The following is a 17,848-nucleotide window of genomic DNA, read 5'->3' on the forward strand; positions in this document are numbered from 1 at the left end:
CCGGTGCCGATTTTTTTTCATGTTGGTATAAAAATGAAATATAGAATTTTATATTTTTCATTTAGGAATAAGTATTTTTTTTAAGTCAATTTTTTATAGCGCGAGAAAAAATCATTTTTTGCTAATTTTCTGGAATAGAAATTCATATTTTTTATAATTATCAAAATATAATATAAAATATAGGTATTACTTTAAAAATACACATCATAAAATTTCTGTTAGTGTTGATATTGCAACAAATACGCTCTCTGGCGCGTGGTACATGCAATGCGGAGAATAAAAATTGAGCTTTTTTAAGGAACCAGTGCAGAAACACCCGGTCCATAAGAGTTCCGAAGGATATCATTTGGCGTTGGACAAACGACAAATTCAAATGATTTCAATAGGCGGTGCGATCGGTACCGGGCTTTTCTTGGGGGCAGGGAGCAGATTACAGGCTGTTGGACCAGGTCTGGCTTTAGTTTACCTAGTTTGTGGCGTATTTGCATTTCTTATGCTGCGGGCTTTGGGCGAACTGGTTATGTACCGCCCAACCAGTGGTAGTTTTGTGTCCTATGCACAGGAATTTCTAGGCCCTCGTGCTTCTTATGTTGCGGGGTCTCTGTCATTTTTTAGTTGGGCTATGACAGGTATCGTCGATATTACTGCCGTTGCACTGTATATGCATTATTGGGGCATATTCGTTTCGGTTCCACAATGGGTTATGGCTTTGATGGCGCTGGTGGTCGTGACTGCCATGAATCTTGTGGGGGTTAAATGGTTTGGCGAGATGGAGTTTTGGTTCTCGTTGATCAAGGTGGCCGCTCTAGTCATATTTTTTGCGGTTGGGTCGATCATTTTAGGGATGCATTCTCCTGTCGCTGGGGCCACTCCTGGGTTTTCTTTAATTACTGAGCATGGCGGTATTTTCCCACATGGCATTATGCCTGCATTGGTCTTGATGCAGGGTGTGGTGTTTGCCTATTTTGGTATAGAGATGATTGGTACAGCCGCAGGGGAATGTCAGAACCCACGCGAAGTTGTGCCCGCAGCCATTAATAACGTTATCTGGCGTATTGCTATTTTTTACGTTGGTACTGTCACATTATTAGTTCTGTTATTGCCATGGTCTTCATATCAAGCTGGTGTTAGCCCGTTTGTGACATTTTTCTCCCGTCTGGGTGTGCCAGGCATGGGGGGCATCATGAACCTTGTGGTGCTGACGGCAGCACTGTCTAGTCTGAACTCCGGTCTGTATTCCACGGGTAGAGTTTTACGCACTATGGCCCTGGATGGAGCAGCCCCGCGTTATCTTTCCCGTATGAACAGACAGTCCGTTCCTTCTGCCGCTATTCTTACAACTGTTGCTATCTATCTGATTGGGGTAGGGTTGAACTACCTTCTGCCATCCCAGATTTTTGAAATCATGCTTAACATGGCTTCTCTGGGTGTTATCAGTACATGGTGCTTTATCTTGGTATGCCAGATGAAGCTACGGCAGGCCATTGATGCAGGGCGGATTGCACCGACCAGTTTTGCTATGCCTGGCGCACCCTATACAACATGGGCAACATTGGTCTTTTTCATCGGTATTCTGGTGCTTATGGCGTTTGATTATCCGACGGGTACTTATTCCATCGCTGCTGTTCCTATTCTGGCATTGTTGCTGGTGATCGGTTGGAAGATGATGGGGGGGCGTCCTATCCCAGTGGAGCCCCAGACGCAGTTTTCAGCCATTTTGACAGATGCCCTTCCTCCCCGTTCAGAAACGGATTCAGATCGGGAGGATGCGCAATGAGCGGGAAAGCATCTATGGCTGGCAGTGCAAAGGTGCTGTGTCTGTCAGCATTCATTACAGCATGTGGAAGTCTTGCAGGGCAGGTGCACCAGGCCAAGGCCGAGCAATGGTACACTGGCTCTCTTGTCTCTCCCTCAGGGCCACTCTCAAAAAAGGGTATGTTCTTGCTGGAGCCGTATATGTATTACGCGGTGCCATCAGGGATGATCGGCCCGCATAATGATGCGGTTCCTATGAGTTCCCCTCGCCAGCAGTCTGTAACGAACCTGACAATCTACCGATATGCCATTACAGACACGTTGAGCATCCAGACTGTGCCGACCATTAGCTACCGCTGGAAACATGGTGAGGGTACCAGTAGCGGATTAAAACTGGGGGACGTGCCAGTTGATCTGATGTGGCGCTACCTGACGGCTGATCCCGCTCGTTACATCCCAACTTTGAACCTGATTACGGGCGTTTCCTTTCCCACAGGGGATTATTCCAGCCTGGGACGTGCGGAAGATGGTGTGGGGAGTGGCGTTTATACCTATCGCGTGGCTCTGACTGAACAATCGACTTACACTCTTCCCAATAATCATGAGTTGCGTCTGCGTGTCTGGGCAACATTCCGGCGGGCACTTAACACGGCACACCTGCATGATGTCAGTAGCTATGGTACTACACAGGGGTTTCAGGGGCGGGCTCAACCTGGAATGTATGGCGGGGCAGGTTTTTCCCTTGAATATGGGCTGAATCAGCGCTGGGTATTAGCATTGGATGTCGCGCGGGACTGGTCCAACGGCACCAAGCTACAAGGTCGATACATCAATACAGGGCAGACCATATCCCAAATTGGTGCACCCTCGGGTGATTGGCAGATTGCCCCTGCAGTCGAATATAACTGGAGCCCCCGCTACGGTATTATTGCCGGTGTCTCTGTTTATTATGCAGGCCATAATACAGAGCGGGTTATATCGCCCCAGTTTGCATTTAACGCCCTTTACTGAGAGGTTTCTCTTTCCTTTCTGTGGGCCGCCGGGGGTGTTACCATCTCCGGCGCTTCTCTCTCGATGCTTTGTGCAGCACTTTCCTCGCTCAGGGCAAAGCCTGTCAGTCCGCCTATGACAGCTGCCAGACCAGCATAGTCAGCAAGTCCCAATGACAGATGTCCTGTTAGCAAGCTTTCACCTAATAGAGTAAAAACAACTTCTCCAGCCTGAGTGGCATCAACTGCTGCAATCAGATAGGGGTTTGAAGATGTATTGCGTGCATGAATGAACAAAGGCGTGGCAAGGCAGCCTGCAACCAGGGCGATAATGCCTGTTGCAGTAATCTGCGATACTTCAGGTGCCGGAGGCTGAACAAGAAGGGTCAGACCAAGGAGAAAAGGCAAGGCTCCCAGTGTCATGAGTAACACAGCAGCAAGTGGGTCCTGTAAAGGCTGGTAGATGGAGGCTGTATTGTGCCGCAGGCGGTTGAGTAACTGGTTGCCCACGGGGTAGCTGAAGGCTGCAATGCTGAGTGGGATTACACCAGCCAGTACCTGCGCCAGCGGCACGCCACTCATCAACTGACCAAGATTGAGACCAATGATGCCAATGAAGATTAACCCTAGAAAAACAAGACCACGAAGTGGGACTGTGTCTCCAAAAGCTCGCAGCACAAGAGGTGTGGCGATAATAGTGCCCTGCCATGTTGCGGCAACAATCCATCCCGGAGCATGATTGGCGGCAAAGCAGCAGCATGCATAAAATACACCATAACCAATACTGCCAGCGCCGAGCCAGAACCATATCCGGTGGAGAAACAGCCGACCTAACTTACCCAGGTATGATGGACCTTTGGTAAGTAATAGCCAGAATGTCAGCAATATGGCTGTTTCAATGTAGCGTAAGGAGGCACTCCATACCCATGGTCCACCTTGCAAACTTATGGCGCGGTTGAGTACAAATGTGGTGGAAAACAGCGCAGAAGCAACCAGCCCCTGGCCTATCAAGCGTGGCGCCTGTGTGGTCCCGCCCATAGTGGCATCTGCTGCTCTTGTAACAGGCTGTATTGTGTGAGAGGGAGAAACCGTATGACCGGTAGTTGGGAGATCTGGCATAGTGATATGGATGACTTCTATAATGGAAAGTAGGTAGGTATAATATACCGATACCGAATTGAAATGTGTTTCCGTTTTTTATTGATATTACATTATAATCGTCGGAAAATTTGAAAAAACTCGGAATATCATTTCGGATTAATGCGAAAAACAGGAAGATTTAATCGTGGTGGGTGTGTTGGACAGAACTGACCGGAAGATTCTCCGCCTTTTGCAGAGCAACGGGCGTATTTCCAATGCGGATCTGGCTGAGGAGGTCAATATCAGCCCGGCCACGTGCCATCGTCGCCTCCAACGTCTGTTTGATGAAGGTTATGTCAAAAACGTACGTGGTATGATCGATGCGGAAAAAGTCGATCTAGGCACTCTTGTGCTGGTGGGTGTGGTGCTTGATCGTTCAACACCAGATAGTTTTGCTGAGTTTGAAGCCGCAGTCAGTCGGATTTCTTCCATCCTTGACTGTTATCTGGTGGCGGGAGACTTCGATTATTTTCTCAAGATCAGGGTGCGGGATATCGCAGATTTTAACCGCTTACATGCTGGCAAACTCATTACGCTGCCATCTGTCCGGCAGACACGCACCTTCTTCACCTTGAAAACTGTGGCTGATACACGCGCCTTCGATTTCTAGGGAAGGGGGCTTATGTACCAGCCTGTTCCTCATGGAAGCAATATGTCACGGCCATACAGTGAATATTTGAGAGAAAAGTAGCCTCTTTTACTCTAAAAGAGGCTATTTCCTGTTATCGTAGACGGGAAAAATCTATGATTGCGGCAGTGATATGATCGATGCCCGTACATGTTCAAGCTGCCGCTTTGCGCCATGCAAAAATATGGGATGAACTTAAGTAGCCGATTTCTCATGAGATGCGGCAAAGGCGGATCTCCCAGCACTTTCCAGAACAGCATCCGCTTGTGGCGTATGAATGCGACCGCATAGAACATTACGATAATGTCGCTCCAGAGGGTTGTTCTGGCTAAGGCCGGGGTTGCCCGTGACTTCTACTGCACGGGTTACAGCAGCTATGGCATTCTCTGTCACCAACCTTTTGACCTGCCCGGCTTCAGCAAGGGTGATCGTCTGATTTTCAGCCTTGCTGAGAGCCAACTCCAGTAATGCTTCATTGGTTAACAAGAGGCCGTCAATTTCCCCAAGAACCGTTTGAAAACGCGGCAATGTGGACAGGGAGCGTCCTAGAGCCGTGGGTACACGCTGTTGCAGGAAGTCGGTCAGCCAGTCCCGTGCAGAATGAGCGATTGCGTTATAGAGCGCTGGAATGACGATTGTATGCCATGTTGCCAAAAGCGGTGTTTCTGGGTTTTTTCCATTTTCATGGAAATTGATCAGATAACGCTCAGGAATTTCGACATTCTCAAAAATAATTGTATCGCTGCCTGTTGCGCGCATACCAAGGTGGTGCCAGCTTTTTTCGATCCGCACTCCAGGTAAGGACAGAGGGACAAGGATCTGTCCAATACGGGGTGTGTCTTCTTCTGTCGCGCCCCAGACGACCCCCCAATGTAAAGCAGATGACCCGGTCGAGAAGATTTTGCGACCGGATAAAAAATAACGGTCTCCTTTACGACGTATACGGGTGGCCGGTATTCCTCCTCGTGCAGGGGTGCCTAGCTCGGGTTCCACCCGCAGAGCATTGAGCAGGGCTCCGGACGTAACGATTGAATCAAGCACCTCATTGCGTACGTCGTCGGGCCATGTCTCTGACAGCAGAATGGCAATTGTCTGCAAATACTGCATGGCGAGTATCAGGGCGGTAGAAGGGTCACCTTTTGCCACTTGCGAAATGATGGTGGTGATCTGACGAAGAGTAATGCTCTGGCCACCCTGATCCGGGGGTAATGTCAGGCTGAGATAGCCAGCCTTGTGGAGGTCAGCAAGATTGTCGAAGTTGATTTCACCCAAGCGATCTGATTCCGCAGCCCTGGATGCAAAACGGTTTATCAAGTCTTCAGGAAAATCAAGACTGACAGTAGATTTTTCTGCCATGAGAGCACCATCCATAGTCACAATATCCTTATTATGGCTTCAGTGTGTCAAGTTTTGCTCGAATGCATCACTCAAATCACCCGTACGGGCGATGAAACCTGCAGATCGGTAAGCCTCCACAACCCCGTCCTCTGCCCGGATAACATCCGGGGTGACAGGGGCGGGAACAGCAATCAGTTTTTGTGCAACAGCTATTGCCACATCATCAGGCAGCCCCGTCTGCCGGGCGAGAATATGGGCATAAGCGACTTGGTGCTTTGTGCCCCAATCATAAGCTGCTGTGATGCGACGATAGAAATCAGCCAGGAGTCGTTTTTTTTGAGCAAGAGCCTCGGTATTGGCAACAAAAAAACTGTTGTTTGGCATCAGCCCTGCAGCATCGGCTATGGCATGTCCGTGACCGGAGATAACAGCAAGGGAAACATAAGGCTCCCACGTTGACCATGCATCAACACGCTTTGTATCCAAAGCTGCCTTTGCCTGAGCAGGTAAGAGGAAAACAATATGAGGAGCCGGCGCAGGAATTGCCCCTGTCGCCAGAAGACGTAATAATAGAAGGTGCCCGATAGAGCCGCGCCCTGTGGCAATACGTTTGCCAGAAAGCTGGTCCGGTGCTGAAATGGGGGAACCTTCTGGCACCACTATGGCTGTCGCTTGGCCTGCTCCACGTGGTGGAATAACCCATGCTGCCTTGATGTGCAGGCCAGCCCCCCAGGCAAATAAAAATGGGCCATCACCGGCAATCCCGGTGTCCACTGCCCCAGCACCAAGAGCCTGAAGAAGGGGGGCTGCCGCTTCAAATTCTACCCAGCGAATATGATAGGGTAAGTTCTGATCTGTGCCTGCCGCTTCCATCAAGGCTTTTTGCTGGCCTTTCTGGTCTGCCACAATCAACTCATCTTCGGCGTGTGCAGGCAGGCACAGCATGGCCGAAAGCAGCAAGGTCGATAACAGGGGGCAGGCCTGCATCAGGCCTCTGGCAGTTCGAGTATGTGGCAAAAACGGTTTCATCGCTCCTAACCCACCATTTCAATCCAGCATTTTCAATCAAAACACAAAAATACGTGCGATGAATATATTTCACACACCATATCCACGTAAATATGGAAGAATGATGGTCTGAAAATATACAGTTGTGGAGTCACAAGGGAATGTCCAGCACAATCCTGCACGATACGCACCAGCCTGTTTCCGACTTTAAGCGGCCCGTGGTTATCCGCTTTTCCCACTATGTAATGAGTAAAGCTGGGGGGATTCGTCTGCTGCATACTCTTGCTCGTTATCTCTCTCCTCTTGTGCTTATTCTTGTCTGGCAGATAGCCTGCTCTACAGGTTTGCTTTCCACACGCTTGGTCGCATCTCCAGCACAGATTTTGGCGACAGGCTGGAGCCTTGTGCAGGATCACACGCTGCTGACCAATCTGGGAGTATCGTTACTCAGAGCGGCTACAGGTCTTTCTCTGGCACTTCTGACGGGAACAGGTCTGGCGCTGATATCAGGGCTGTCCAAGGTGGGAGAGAACATTGTGGATGCTCCTCTCCAAATTTTTCGGACGCTGCCTGTTCTCGCTCTCGTGCCATTATTCATTTTGTGGTTCGGCATTGGCGAAACACCCAAGATCCTTTTGGTTGCGCTAGGCTCTACGTTCCCGATTTATCTCAACCTGCATAAAGGCATCCGTTCGATTGATCCCAAACTGCTGGAGATGACGCGCACCCTGCGTCTGTCCCGCTTCCAGGTCATTCGGGATGTTATTCTGCCAGGGGCTTTGCCTGATCTGCTGGTTGGTATTCGCTTTGCTGTGGGAATTTCGTGGCTGATGCTGGTCGTCGCAGAGCAGGTGAATGCTGATAGTGGCATTGGGCATATGATGATGGATGCGCAGGACTTCTTGCGGACTGACATCATTTTTGTGGGTCTGGCGGTCTATGGAGTTTTAGGGCTGGCATCAGATCAATTTGTGCGTTTGCTCGAACGGCAGGCTCTGGTTTGGCGCCCCGTCCACCTTTCGGGAAGGAGCGTCCGGTGATGAATAGCCTTGCTCCAATCTCTCCGTTGCCGTCCTTGTCTCCTCCAGTTGTTGACGTCCAGGGCTTGAGCCGCCGTTTTGGTAGTGGCCCACGAGTGCTGGATCATCTGAACCTGAGCATTGCTCCGGGGGAGTTTGTGGCTTTGCTCGGGCATAGTGGTTCAGGCAAATCCACATTGCTCCGCACACTTGCCGGATTGGACCCGGTCACGGAGGGCAAGGTTTCACGACCAGAGGAAATAGCTGTCGTTTTTCAGGAAAGTCGTTTGCTGCCATGGAAAAAAGTGTGGCGGAATATCACACTTGGCCTTGAGAACGCGACCCGAGAGAAGACATTGCCGGTCCTTGAAGAAGTTGGTTTAGGACACCGTGTGGACGCATGGCCCCTTACTCTCTCAGGGGGGGAAGCGCAACGGGCAGCTCTGGCACGTGCGCTGATACGAGAGCCACAATTCCTGATGCTGGATGAACCCTTTGCGGCGTTGGATGCACTGACCCGTCTACGGATGCAGGAACTGGTTTTTGCCTTATGGCAACGCCACAAGGCAGCAGTTCTTCTGGTCACACATGATGTGGACGAAGCATTGTTGCTAGCTGACCGGGCTGTGGTGCTCGATGCCGGTCGCATCAAGGCAGAGCTACAGATCTCACTGCCCAGACCTCGCCGCCATGCCGATCCAGAGTTTGAAAAACTACGCTCGACGCTTTTGAAGTATTTAGGGGTCTGCTAGGCTCAGGTCCTCTTCCATGCCGGTGACTGCTGCGGTTAAGCAGTTAGGTTTTTTGAGGCGATTGAGGTGGACTGCTCAAATCAAGAAGGCCCGTGGCAGCATTCTGCGAAGGTTGATTGCGCTCAAAGAGTCACGCACCATGTGTGATAGCGCGGTCTGCGCTGTTCTATTGATATGGTTGCGGATACACATAAGCAGGCCATAAAAAAGATTGGGGCCCAGTGAGTAACATGGGCAGGTACTCTCTTCGCTAAATTGCGACAGCCTTATCCTTAAAGAGCGCTGAGTTCTATAAAATGCGCTTTCAGTATAGATGTTTTTTCATTGGAGCTATATGTTCTCATGAATGAGAGATAGAGAGACACGATACTGTTGAGCGGTACGGCGTATCCTCATGCCGAGACATCACCGTAAAAATTGCATCGTATTATAACTACGACCCGTTAGTATTCTGAATGTGGTGTAAAGCAGGCATATCGTCGCTGTGGCAGGCAGGAACAAACGAGTTCAGCACCGAGAAAGTACTGCCTCACGTGCATTCAAGTGAGGCAGTACGGGAACTTATAATAATTTAGAAATCAGCCTGTTTGAGCCTGAGTAACCGCATAACGATTCGTAGGGAAGGGGAGGCCAAGATTTTCACGGAAAGTGCTGTATTCGTAATCGGTTTTAAACAACCCACGTTCTTGGAGAATAGGCACGACATGGTCAACAAACAGGGCCAGTTGCCCCGGGAGCGGCTCAAACAGAACAAAGCCATCAGCTCCGCCTGTTTCAAACCAGTTTTGTAGTGCATCCGCAACCTGGGTTGGCGTACCAACAAAGTCACCACGTGGCGTGGCGAGTTCAAGAGCAATCTGTCGGATACTCAGATTGCCTTCCCGGACACGTTTGAGGATGCGCAGTGAGGAGCTTTGGTTGCTTTCATTGCCAATGTGCTCAACTTCAGGAAAAGCCCCATCAAGGTCATATTGCCGGAAATCATGGTCGTTGAAGGAGCGGGACAGAAAACCAAGCCCTGTGTCCAGGGAGGTCAGGGCCGCCAGTTCCTGATAGCGTGCTTCGGCGTCCTCTTCAGTCAGCCCTATGATAGGGGCAGCACCGGGCAGAATGAGAGGGGCATTGTTTTCTCGACCAAGTTTGCGTGCACGCTCCTTGAGGTCTGCATAATAGATGCGGGCTTCTTCCAGGTCGGCCGGGCCGCAGAAAACAGCTTCTGCATGGCGGGCAGCAAAGTCACGGCCTGTATCGGATGCGCCAGCCTGAAAGATAACTGGCTGCCCCTGTGGCGAGCGGTCAATGTTCAGAGGACCACGGACCTGAAAATAAGGGCCTGTGTGGTCTAGTCTGTGCAACTTGTTTGGATTGACAAAAACGCCGTTGGTTTTGTCGCCAACTAGGGCATCATCTTCCCAACTGTCCCACAATCCCTGTACGGTTGTCAGGTGTTCAGCTGCAATGGAATAACGTTCGCTATGGGCAGGGTGGGCTTTTCGGCTAAAATTTGCTGCCGTGTCACTCAGCCAGGACGTGACGACGTTCCAACCGGCGCGTCCATGGCTTATATGATCGAGAGAGGCAAACTGCCGGGCCACATTAAATGGCTCCGTGTAACTGACACTCAGAGTGCCAACAAGGCCGATATGATCGGTCACTGCGGCAAGCGCTGATAGAATTGTCAGAGGCTCAAACCGGTTAAGGTAATGCGGACTGGATTTTTCATTGATCGAAAGACTGTCCGCAACAAACAGGAAGTCAAACTTCCCTTTTTCAGCCAGTTCAGCCTGTTTGCGGTAGAGCGCGAAATTGGTGCTGGCTCGCACGTCCCGATCCGGGTGGCGCCAGTCATCCCAGGTGCGCCCGACACCGTGCAGGATGAACCCGAGCTTGATTTTGCGATGATCTGCCATATCAAAAATCCTTTTTTATAAAGAGTGTTCAGGCTGCATCCACATGCTGCGACGACACAGCCCATCGGTTGTCTGGAACTGCAAGGCCCAGATGCTCCCTCAGGGTGGAGCCTTCATATTCAGTTTTGAACAGGCCTCGGGCCTGAAGAATGGGAATGACGCGTTCGCGGAAGAGTGCGAAATCATGCGGATTTGTAACGCGGATATTAAAGCCGTCTGCCGCGTGACCGAGGAACCAGCGCTCGATCTCGCGTGCAACCGTTTCTGGTGATCCTACAAAATTCAGGCGCCAACCGCCGTAACGCTCTGCGGCCTGCCGCAATGTCAGGTTGTCAGCGCGGACCCCACGCAGAATGCGCTCAGCATGTCCTTTGTAACTGTTGAGTGTCAGGCCACTAACATCAGGAAATGCCTCATCAAGGGGGTATTGCTTGAAGTCATGATAATTGAAGGCGCGCCCAAGAGCGACAAGCCTTTTTTCGATATCCTCCAGTCCTTCCCGTTCAACGGCAATACGCTGGGCTTCCTCATCTGTGTCGGCAATGATGGGGGCAATGCCGGGGAGGACCGTAATAGCCTCAGGGTCCCGGCCAAGAGCTTTGGCTCTGGCTTTCAGGTCAGCGTAATATTCACGGGCAGAGTCAAAATCTTCTGTCGCAGCGAATGTGCCATCTGCAATTTCTGCTCCCAACTGTCGGCCTGCGTCACTGTCTCCAGCCTGGAAAATAACCGGATAGCCTTGAGGGGAGCGGCTGAGCGCCAATGGCCCCGCAACGGACAGGAACTTCCCTTTGTGGTTCAGGGCATGTTGTTTCGCCTTGTTCAGGAAAACATCATTTTCCTTGTCATAGGGGAAAGCATCGTCTTCGTAGCTATCCCAAAGGCCTTTGACCACATCGACAAATTCTTTTGCACGCTGGTAGCGCAGGGCATGGTCAAGGTGTTTGTCCTGACCATAATTGCGCGATGCACCTTCCAGGCCAGTGGTGACCACATTCCAGCCAGCACGCCCTTTGCTGATGTGGTCGAGTGAGCCAAACAGCCTGGCAACATTATAGGGTTCCCAATAAGTGGTCGTAAGCGTGCCTACGAGGCCAATACGGGATGTGGACACTGCAAGTGCCGACAGGAGTGTGAGGGGTTCAAGCCGGTTAAGAAAGTGGGGGGCGGTGTCCGGGGTAATGAAAGGACTATCCACAATGAAGACAAGATCAAACTTGGCGTCTTCTGCTAGTCGGGCATTGTGGATGTACCAGTCGATATCGATACTGGCATTTGGCGGCAGTTCCGGGTCACGCCATTGGCTGAAATCCGTTCCGACACCAGCAAGAATGGCACCAAGCTTGAGAGTGCCTTGTCTGACCTGGCTCATGAAAATCTCCCTGAACGATAGGCATGTTACATTGGCGGGGCAAACTCTTTCTTGCTAACGAGAAATTTTAAATCTTTGGATGCGCTGCCTAAAACAGTCCCGATCAATTATGATGTATTGATTCAATAAAAAGAAAAACTTGTTAGAGAAAATTGATTTCCCACGAATAAAGTGATGCTGTCGCATTTCTTCATGAGGTATCGTGGTGCATCTGGCTCTGTTTCTGACTCTTTCCGGCTTGCACTTAGGGGGCTGGCGTCATGCTGACGCGTCCGAGGCTGACCACATGGATATCAGAGCTTATGTGGCCCTTGCTCACAAGGCAGAGCGCGCCGCACTGGATATGGTTTTTATTGCTGATAAACTGGCCATTGATGGCAATTATGGTGGGTCCATTGCGGCCACAGTAACCAGTCGCGCTGTGGGTTCACCAGAGCCATTGACATTGCTGTCTGCATTGTCGGTCCTAACAGACAGGATCGGTCTGGCGGCAACAGTTTCCACAACATATACAGAGCCGTATCACGTTGCGCGTATGCTCGGCTCAATCAACCACTATAGCCGCGGACGGGTGGCATGGAATGCCGTAACCTCTGTGAGCGATAGTGAGGCACAGAATTTTGGGCGCAAGCGCCATCTCGAACATGCTGAACGATATGATCGTGCTGGGGAATTTATAGAGGTTGTCAATGCGCTTTGGCGCAGTTGGCAACCAGGTGCTGTCGTGCGGGACCGGGAAAGCGGTGTTTATGCGCAGGCAGAGCATGTGCGGCCGATCCATTATGAAGGGCAGCACCTTCGGGTAGCAGGGCCATTAAATCTACCACCCTATGATGACTTGGGTCCTGTGCTCATTCAGGCTGGTGTGTCTGAGTATTTTTCTCATGTTGCTTCACGCCATGCTGAGGTCATTTTCCCTGTTCTGCCGAACATATCTCGGGCTGGTCAGTTTATCTCAGAGTTTCGGGGAAAGGTGGCCCAGGCAGGGCGTGATCCTCATCGTGTTCGTATCCTTCCCGGTTGTGTTCCAATCGTTGCCGAAACCACAGCACAAGCAGAAGCCCTTCAGGAGGAGTTGGATGCCCTTATCCATCCTCTTGCAGGTCTGACTTTTATGTCGGGAAGCATGAACCATGATCTCGCTCTGTATCCACAGGATGAACTGATCCCTGATCTGGATACTGAAATTCGCGGTAGCCGTGGGCGTTTTGTGCCTTTGGTTGCAGATGCCAGAGCGCGGGGCATGACGTTGGAGCAGACGGCGCTGTCCTATGCACGGAATTTGTCGTTTCCGACTTTTGTAGGATCACCGACGGCTGTTGCTGACCAGATGATATCGTGGACTGAGGACGCTGGAATAGACGGCTTTACCATTATTCCTCCCTATTGTCCGGCATCCGATGACCTGTTTTTTTCGTCTGTGGTGCCAGAACTACAGCGGCGAGGTGTTTTCAGGCGCGATTATGAGGGGAACACTCTTCGCGATCATCTGAAGCTTTAAAGTCACCTTTCCGTATACGTATTTCCGGGTTTTTTCTGTAATTATTGCCGGTGCAGCACCGGATGTTGTTGGACACAAAACATGCTGTGGAAAGATCAACTTCTCTCTCGTTCTTTTGGGCTTTTTGCTTTTGCCGGTTTGGTAACGTGCGTTCCTGAAGGGTCGCTGATTGCGGCCTCTGCTGATCATTTGCCAAAGATCAAAAAGGAAAATCGCAAAAGCGTGGCAAAAACTGACCTGAAAGCAAAGGAGGCGGCGACTGTCAGCCGGTCTGCGGAGAATGTGGTTGTTCATTCTGGTGGAGTAGGGCGGGCTCTGAACGCAGCAGTCAATGATGGGGCTCTTGGCCGTCGCTCAGTTTTTGATACTCCGTTTTCAGTAGTCTCTGTCGGGGCCGCAGCGATCCAGGCTCGTCAGGCGACTGATATTAATGCTGTTTTTGCCCAGGATTCCTCAGTAACGATTGCTAATAGTGGGAGTGGGGCTGCCTCTGGGGCGAGTTTTAAAATTCGAGGCCTCGCGGTTGATTCCTTGAATGGCTACAAAGTTGATGGTCTGGCTATCCCATACTGGTCCATTGACCTGCCCGTGGAGAATTTTGAAAGCATCCAGATGATTAAAGGGGCTTCGGCCTTTATGTATGGTTTTGGGGCCCCGGGTGGTGTTGTCAATTTTGAAATTAAAAAACCGCATGATCTTTCAACACTGTCATTGGAGGCCGGTTATCGATCCGATGCCGTTTTCCGGCAGATGATTGATGCCGGGGGCACTCTTATTGATAGGGAAAGGCTGCGCTATCGTTTTTCCTTCTCCAACGAGATTGGCAATCTGTTCAACGGCGGCACGATGCGCAGGGACGGTGTGACACTGGCGTTTGACGGTAAAATTACCAGTTCCCTGAAATGGGATGCCAGCATGTTTTTCATGAAAACTTTGCAGGAAAACATGATCAACACGCTGTCCATTGCTTCTACGGTTACGTCCTTGCCGTCGGTCAGTGGTCGTACCCAGCTTGGTGCAAGAGGAAGCTGGAAAACGAATGACATGAAAGTAGTGACGGCAGGGTTAACGTGGGAGATAAACCAGAACTGGCATTCTCGCTTATCCTATCGTTATTCTGTTCTGGATGAAGATTTCCCTGGTACAATCATGACCATGACGAATAATCAGGGGGATTATCATGATAATGCTTTTTTCATTCAAAGGCAGTGGTGGTACAACCAGATCCAGGAAGTAACGGAAGGGCACGTGGACACAGGTCCTTTCCGGCATGATATTGTTGCAGGTGTTTCCTGGGAACATCAGCTGTATGATACAGATGCAAATGCGACGACCAATACTGTTATTTCAACAGGGAATATTTTTAATGATATTCCAAGTCTATCGGGGCATACACCGGCAGATTTCTATCATCCGCGCTTATACCATTATATTGACTACCAGCAGATTGCCCCATTTTTAAGTGACACGGTCACATGGCACAACTGGTCATTGCTCGCCGGATTTCGGTACACATGGTATAGTGAAAACGATTTTTCCCCAACGGGTGCAAGAACTGCGAGCCATAGAAACACTCCTATTACGCCGGTTTTCGCCCTGACCTACAAGGTTGATCCGGGTTTGAATGTTTATTTTAGTTACGTTCAGGCCATGCAAAGTGGTGGGCAGGCAGGGAGCAGTAATGTCAATCGGAATGAAGTTTTTGCCCCAATGGAAAGCAGTAACTATGAGCTAGGTATAAAAATTGCTCGGAAAAAATGGTCTCTAACAGGTGCTCTGTTTCGGCTTGATAGTGGCACGGGTTATACCAATGCCCAGAATTATTACATGCAGGATGGTTTGGCCCGTTATCAGGGTGTCGAAATCAATGGCGCGTTTGCAGTTACACCTCGTCTGACTGTATCAGGGGGTATTACCTATCTTTCGGCCCGTTACCAAAAAGCTGCATCAGCTATTATTGGCAACCATGTTGAAGGGACAGCCCCTTTACAGGCATCTGCGCAACTCCATTACCGTGTGCCACGGGTGGAAGGACTCAGCCTAGATGCGTACTTCCGCTATGTGGATTCAATGTATGATGGGGCTGCCAATACACTTTCGCTCCCATCGTATCGGGTGTGGGATATCGGAGCCAATTATGCCCTGCCTGTTGGTAAACATCATTTAACCTTCAGGGGGATGATCCGTAATCTGGGCGGACAGCGCTATTGGACCACTTACGGCAATATGGCTGCTCTGCCTGGAGACCCTCGAACAGTCTCACTCAGCGCACGGATCGATTTCTGAACGTTTTGAGGGGGAGTGGTTATGAGTGAAATCCAGGCGGATGTTTTGGTTGTTGGTGGAGGAATGGCGGCTGGTTGGGCGGCGATTTCGGCTGCCAAGGCCGGTGCCTCTGTTGTTATTGTCGATAAAGGCTACATGGGCACCAGTGGCGTAACAGCACCAGCGGGGCCTAATCACTGGTGGGTGCCTCCTGAACCAGAACTGCGAAAGTCTGCCGTTGCCCGTCGGCTGGAAACAGCGTTTGGTCTGGCAGACCCTGCATGGATGGAACGGGTTATTGATGTTACATGGCGCTCAATTCCAGAAATGGCGCCGTGGTACCCGTTCTCTGGCAATGGCAAGGGGGGCACATTTCAGTCAGGTTTGCGGGGGCCAGAATATCTGCGCGCACTGCGGCGTTACGCCACCAGTCTGGGTGTTAGAATATTGGACCATCACCCCGTGTTAGAGCTTTTGGCACGGCAGGACGGTTCTGTTGGTGGGGCTGCGGGGCACGATAGACTGGCAGATAAAGCATGGCGTGCCCGTGCGGGTGCTGTCATCTTGGCAACTGGAGGGTGTGCTTTTCGGTCAGGACTGCTGGGAAGTTATAATAACACGGGTGATGGCTACCTTATGGGGGTCGAGGCTGGTGCTGAACTTTCGGGAATGGAGTTTAGTATCTCCTATTCCATTTCACCGGCATGGCTAAGCACACGAACGTTGCCGTATACAGGGGCGCGATATTTTGATGCAGACGGACAGCCTCTGGCAATTCCGGGTTGGGATAAGCCGCGTGACTATCTTTGCAGATTAGCAGATGCGTTTCGATATGGGCCTGTCTATGCTGACCTGCATGAAGCCCCGGCTGAACTGGCTACCGTCCTTCGGGAAATTCAGCCTGCGACACTGGCGGCGTTTGAACGGCGTGGTGTTGATCTTTTTCGGGATCGGTTTGAAGTCAAGCTCTTCGGTGAAGGCACAATTCGTGGGGTTGGTGGGCTCCGCATTGTTGATACGTCCTGCGCGACATCTGTAAGGGGATTATTTGCGGTGGGAGATGCCGCAACGCGCGAACATGTGGCTGGTGCTACGAGTGGCGGGGGCGCGCAAAATGCAGCCTGGGCACTCTCCTCTGGCGTGCTGGCGGGGGCTGGAGCCGCTTCTGCCGCCCAAAAACAGAAGGGGCGAATTGAGCAGACTGAAAAGTTGAAGCCTTTGGGGGGCGCAGGGCTGCGCCCAACGGGGACGGTGCAGAAAATTGACAGGAATGCTGCTGTACACACGGCGCAGCAAGAAGTTCTGGATCTCGATAAAGCGCTCTGGAGAAATGAGGTTAAACTGAAAAAATCTACATCTGTATTGGATAACACGTGGACCGATATCCGGCGTGGCTTGCATGCTGACGGTCTGGATGCGGTCGCTGCGCGCGAGGTGGCAGCTATGGTCGCGACAGCGCGTTGGTGCACATCCGCCGCCCTTGCCCGGAAAGAAAGCCGTGGCATGCATGTCAGAGAAGATTACCCTGTCATGAGCCCTGAATATCAGCATTCTATAGTCACAACGGGTTTGGATCAGATCACGACACGGCTGGACACATACCATAATGCCCAGGAGGTCTTATGATTGCAGAAATTCTTTTGGAGCGCTGCAATGGATGTAATAGCTGCGTTGTTGCGTGCCCCGATCATGTGTTCGACAGGGGGCCGGAGGGGGCTCCGCCAGTTATTGCCCGTCTGGAGCAGTGTCAGACGTGTTTTCTGTGCGAACTCTACTGCCCAGAGGACGCCCTTTATGTTGCTGTAGGTCTTCCACGAGCACAATTGAAAGAGGACCCTCTGGGGCATATTCGTCGAGATTATGGGTGGGACGGGGCAGAGGATGACCCATTGAAGAACTTCTGGAAGCTAGGACCTCTGTTGCGAGAGGGTGTCCAGACATCATCCGCCCGTTATGCCCGACAAGAACTGGAAACCCCCACCGCCACCAGCAAGGACTGAGATATTTCGTATCAGTCTGCTGAAGTAAGGTACATGTTGATATGAAAGCTGTCCTTTCCCGGCGGACTATGCTGGGCACAACTTTATTCTCATTGCTGCCGTTGCAGGCATTGGCGGCTCCGCAATCGCAGGAGGTTGTCGATGGGAAAGGAAGTTCCACGTTATTGATAG

Annotated in this window: 15 protein-coding genes; 10 read left to right on the plus strand and 5 right to left on the minus strand. The window is 51.0% G+C overall.

Annotated elements, in window-relative coordinates:
- Nucleotides 1-283 precede the first annotated feature (283 nt).
- Both FLP30_RS10930 and FLP30_RS10935 read left to right on the plus strand, forming a co-directional pair.
- Nucleotides 284-1,777 (plus strand): amino acid permease, encoded by a 1,494-nt coding sequence (locus tag FLP30_RS10930; RefSeq protein WP_246856508.1) that lies wholly within the window; start codon nt 284-286, stop codon nt 1,775-1,777.
- Between the two features lie 14 nt (nt 1,778-1,791).
- Nucleotides 1,792-2,766, plus strand: coding sequence for a hypothetical protein (locus tag FLP30_RS10935; RefSeq protein WP_408834565.1), 975 nt, complete (start codon nt 1,792-1,794; stop codon nt 2,764-2,766).
- On the opposite strand, the gene FLP30_RS10940 is transcribed toward FLP30_RS10935, so the two are convergent.
- Nucleotides 2,760-3,782, minus strand: a complete 1,023-nt coding sequence (locus FLP30_RS10940) for a multidrug resistance efflux transporter family protein (protein ID WP_149279839.1) — start codon at nt 3,780-3,782, stop codon at nt 2,760-2,762. The two genes, FLP30_RS10935 and FLP30_RS10940, sit on opposite strands and share 7 nt — an antisense overlap.
- Nucleotides 3,783-4,029: 247 nt before the next feature.
- Here FLP30_RS10940 and FLP30_RS10945 point away from each other — a divergent pair, with 247 nt between their 5' ends.
- The gene (locus tag FLP30_RS10945) at nt 4,030-4,494 is read left to right on the plus strand and encodes an Lrp/AsnC family transcriptional regulator (RefSeq protein WP_149279840.1); all 465 of its coding nucleotides are present in this window, start codon (nt 4,030-4,032) and stop codon (nt 4,492-4,494) included.
- 213 nt (nt 4,495-4,707) lie between these two features.
- Here the strand turns inward: FLP30_RS10945 and FLP30_RS10950 are convergent, their stop codons facing one another.
- Both FLP30_RS10950 and FLP30_RS10955 read right to left on the minus strand, forming a co-directional pair.
- Nucleotides 4,708-5,883 carry an acyl-CoA dehydrogenase family protein gene (locus tag FLP30_RS10950; RefSeq protein ID WP_149279841.1) on the minus strand — a complete coding sequence of 392 codons (1,176 nt, stop codon included), beginning with the start codon at nt 5,881-5,883 and terminating at the stop codon, nt 4,708-4,710.
- Between the two features lie 24 nt (nt 5,884-5,907).
- Nucleotides 5,908-6,795 carry an ABC transporter substrate-binding protein gene (locus FLP30_RS10955; RefSeq protein WP_246856509.1) on the minus strand — a complete coding sequence of 296 codons (888 nt, stop codon included), beginning with the start codon at nt 6,793-6,795 and terminating at the stop codon, nt 5,908-5,910.
- Between FLP30_RS10955 and FLP30_RS14120 the strand changes: the two genes are divergently transcribed.
- The 3 genes from FLP30_RS14120 (at nt 6,794) to FLP30_RS10965 (ending at nt 8,629) form a co-directional block, all read left to right on the plus strand.
- Nucleotides 6,794-6,991: a hypothetical protein gene (locus FLP30_RS14120; RefSeq protein ID WP_168200017.1), complete on the plus strand. Its 198-nt coding sequence runs from the start codon at nt 6,794-6,796 to the stop codon at nt 6,989-6,991. The genes FLP30_RS10955 and FLP30_RS14120 overlap by 2 nt on opposite strands.
- A gap of 112 nt (nt 6,992-7,103) precedes the next feature.
- On the plus strand, nt 7,104-7,898 hold the full coding sequence (locus tag FLP30_RS10960) for an ABC transporter permease (protein ID WP_149280350.1): 795 nt from the start codon (nt 7,104-7,106) through the stop codon (nt 7,896-7,898).
- Nucleotides 7,898-8,629, plus strand: coding sequence for an ABC transporter ATP-binding protein (locus FLP30_RS10965; protein WP_149279843.1), 732 nt, complete (start codon nt 7,898-7,900; stop codon nt 8,627-8,629). Before FLP30_RS10960 ends, FLP30_RS10965 begins: the two co-directional genes overlap by 1 nt.
- Before the next feature lie 578 nt (nt 8,630-9,207).
- On the opposite strand, the gene FLP30_RS10970 is transcribed toward FLP30_RS10965, so the two are convergent.
- Both FLP30_RS10970 and FLP30_RS10975 read right to left on the minus strand, forming a co-directional pair.
- Nucleotides 9,208-10,539 (minus strand): LLM class flavin-dependent oxidoreductase, encoded by a 1,332-nt coding sequence (locus FLP30_RS10970; RefSeq protein ID WP_149279844.1) that lies wholly within the window; start codon nt 10,537-10,539, stop codon nt 9,208-9,210.
- 28 nt (nt 10,540-10,567) lie between these two features.
- Complete coding sequence (locus FLP30_RS10975) at nt 10,568-11,911, minus strand: LLM class flavin-dependent oxidoreductase (RefSeq protein WP_149279845.1); 1,344 nt, start codon at nt 11,909-11,911, stop codon at nt 10,568-10,570.
- A gap of 202 nt (nt 11,912-12,113) precedes the next feature.
- On the opposite strand from FLP30_RS10975, the gene FLP30_RS10980 reads away from it, so the two are divergent.
- From FLP30_RS10980 to FLP30_RS10995, 4 genes are all read left to right on the plus strand, one after another.
- The gene (locus tag FLP30_RS10980) at nt 12,114-13,412 is read left to right on the plus strand and encodes an NtaA/DmoA family FMN-dependent monooxygenase (protein ID WP_246856510.1); all 1,299 of its coding nucleotides are present in this window, start codon (nt 12,114-12,116) and stop codon (nt 13,410-13,412) included.
- An 81-nt stretch (nt 13,413-13,493) separates the two neighbouring features.
- Nucleotides 13,494-15,698 carry a TonB-dependent siderophore receptor gene (locus tag FLP30_RS10985; RefSeq protein WP_149279846.1) on the plus strand — a complete coding sequence of 735 codons (2,205 nt, stop codon included), beginning with the start codon at nt 13,494-13,496 and terminating at the stop codon, nt 15,696-15,698.
- 21 nt (nt 15,699-15,719) lie between these two features.
- A complete protein-coding gene (locus tag FLP30_RS10990; RefSeq protein ID WP_149279847.1) occupies nt 15,720-17,303 on the plus strand; it encodes an FAD-dependent oxidoreductase in 1,584 nt (527 codons plus the stop codon).
- Entirely contained in the window at nt 17,300-17,677 is a 378-nt protein-coding gene (locus FLP30_RS10995) for a 4Fe-4S dicluster domain-containing protein (RefSeq protein ID WP_149279848.1), read from the plus strand. Before FLP30_RS10990 ends, FLP30_RS10995 begins: the two co-directional genes overlap by 4 nt.
- Nucleotides 17,678-17,848: the final 171 nt, after the last annotated feature.

It is taken from the genome of Acetobacter vaccinii (assembly GCF_008365315.1).
Classification (GTDB): Bacteria; Pseudomonadota; Alphaproteobacteria; order Acetobacterales; family Acetobacteraceae; genus Acetobacter; species Acetobacter vaccinii.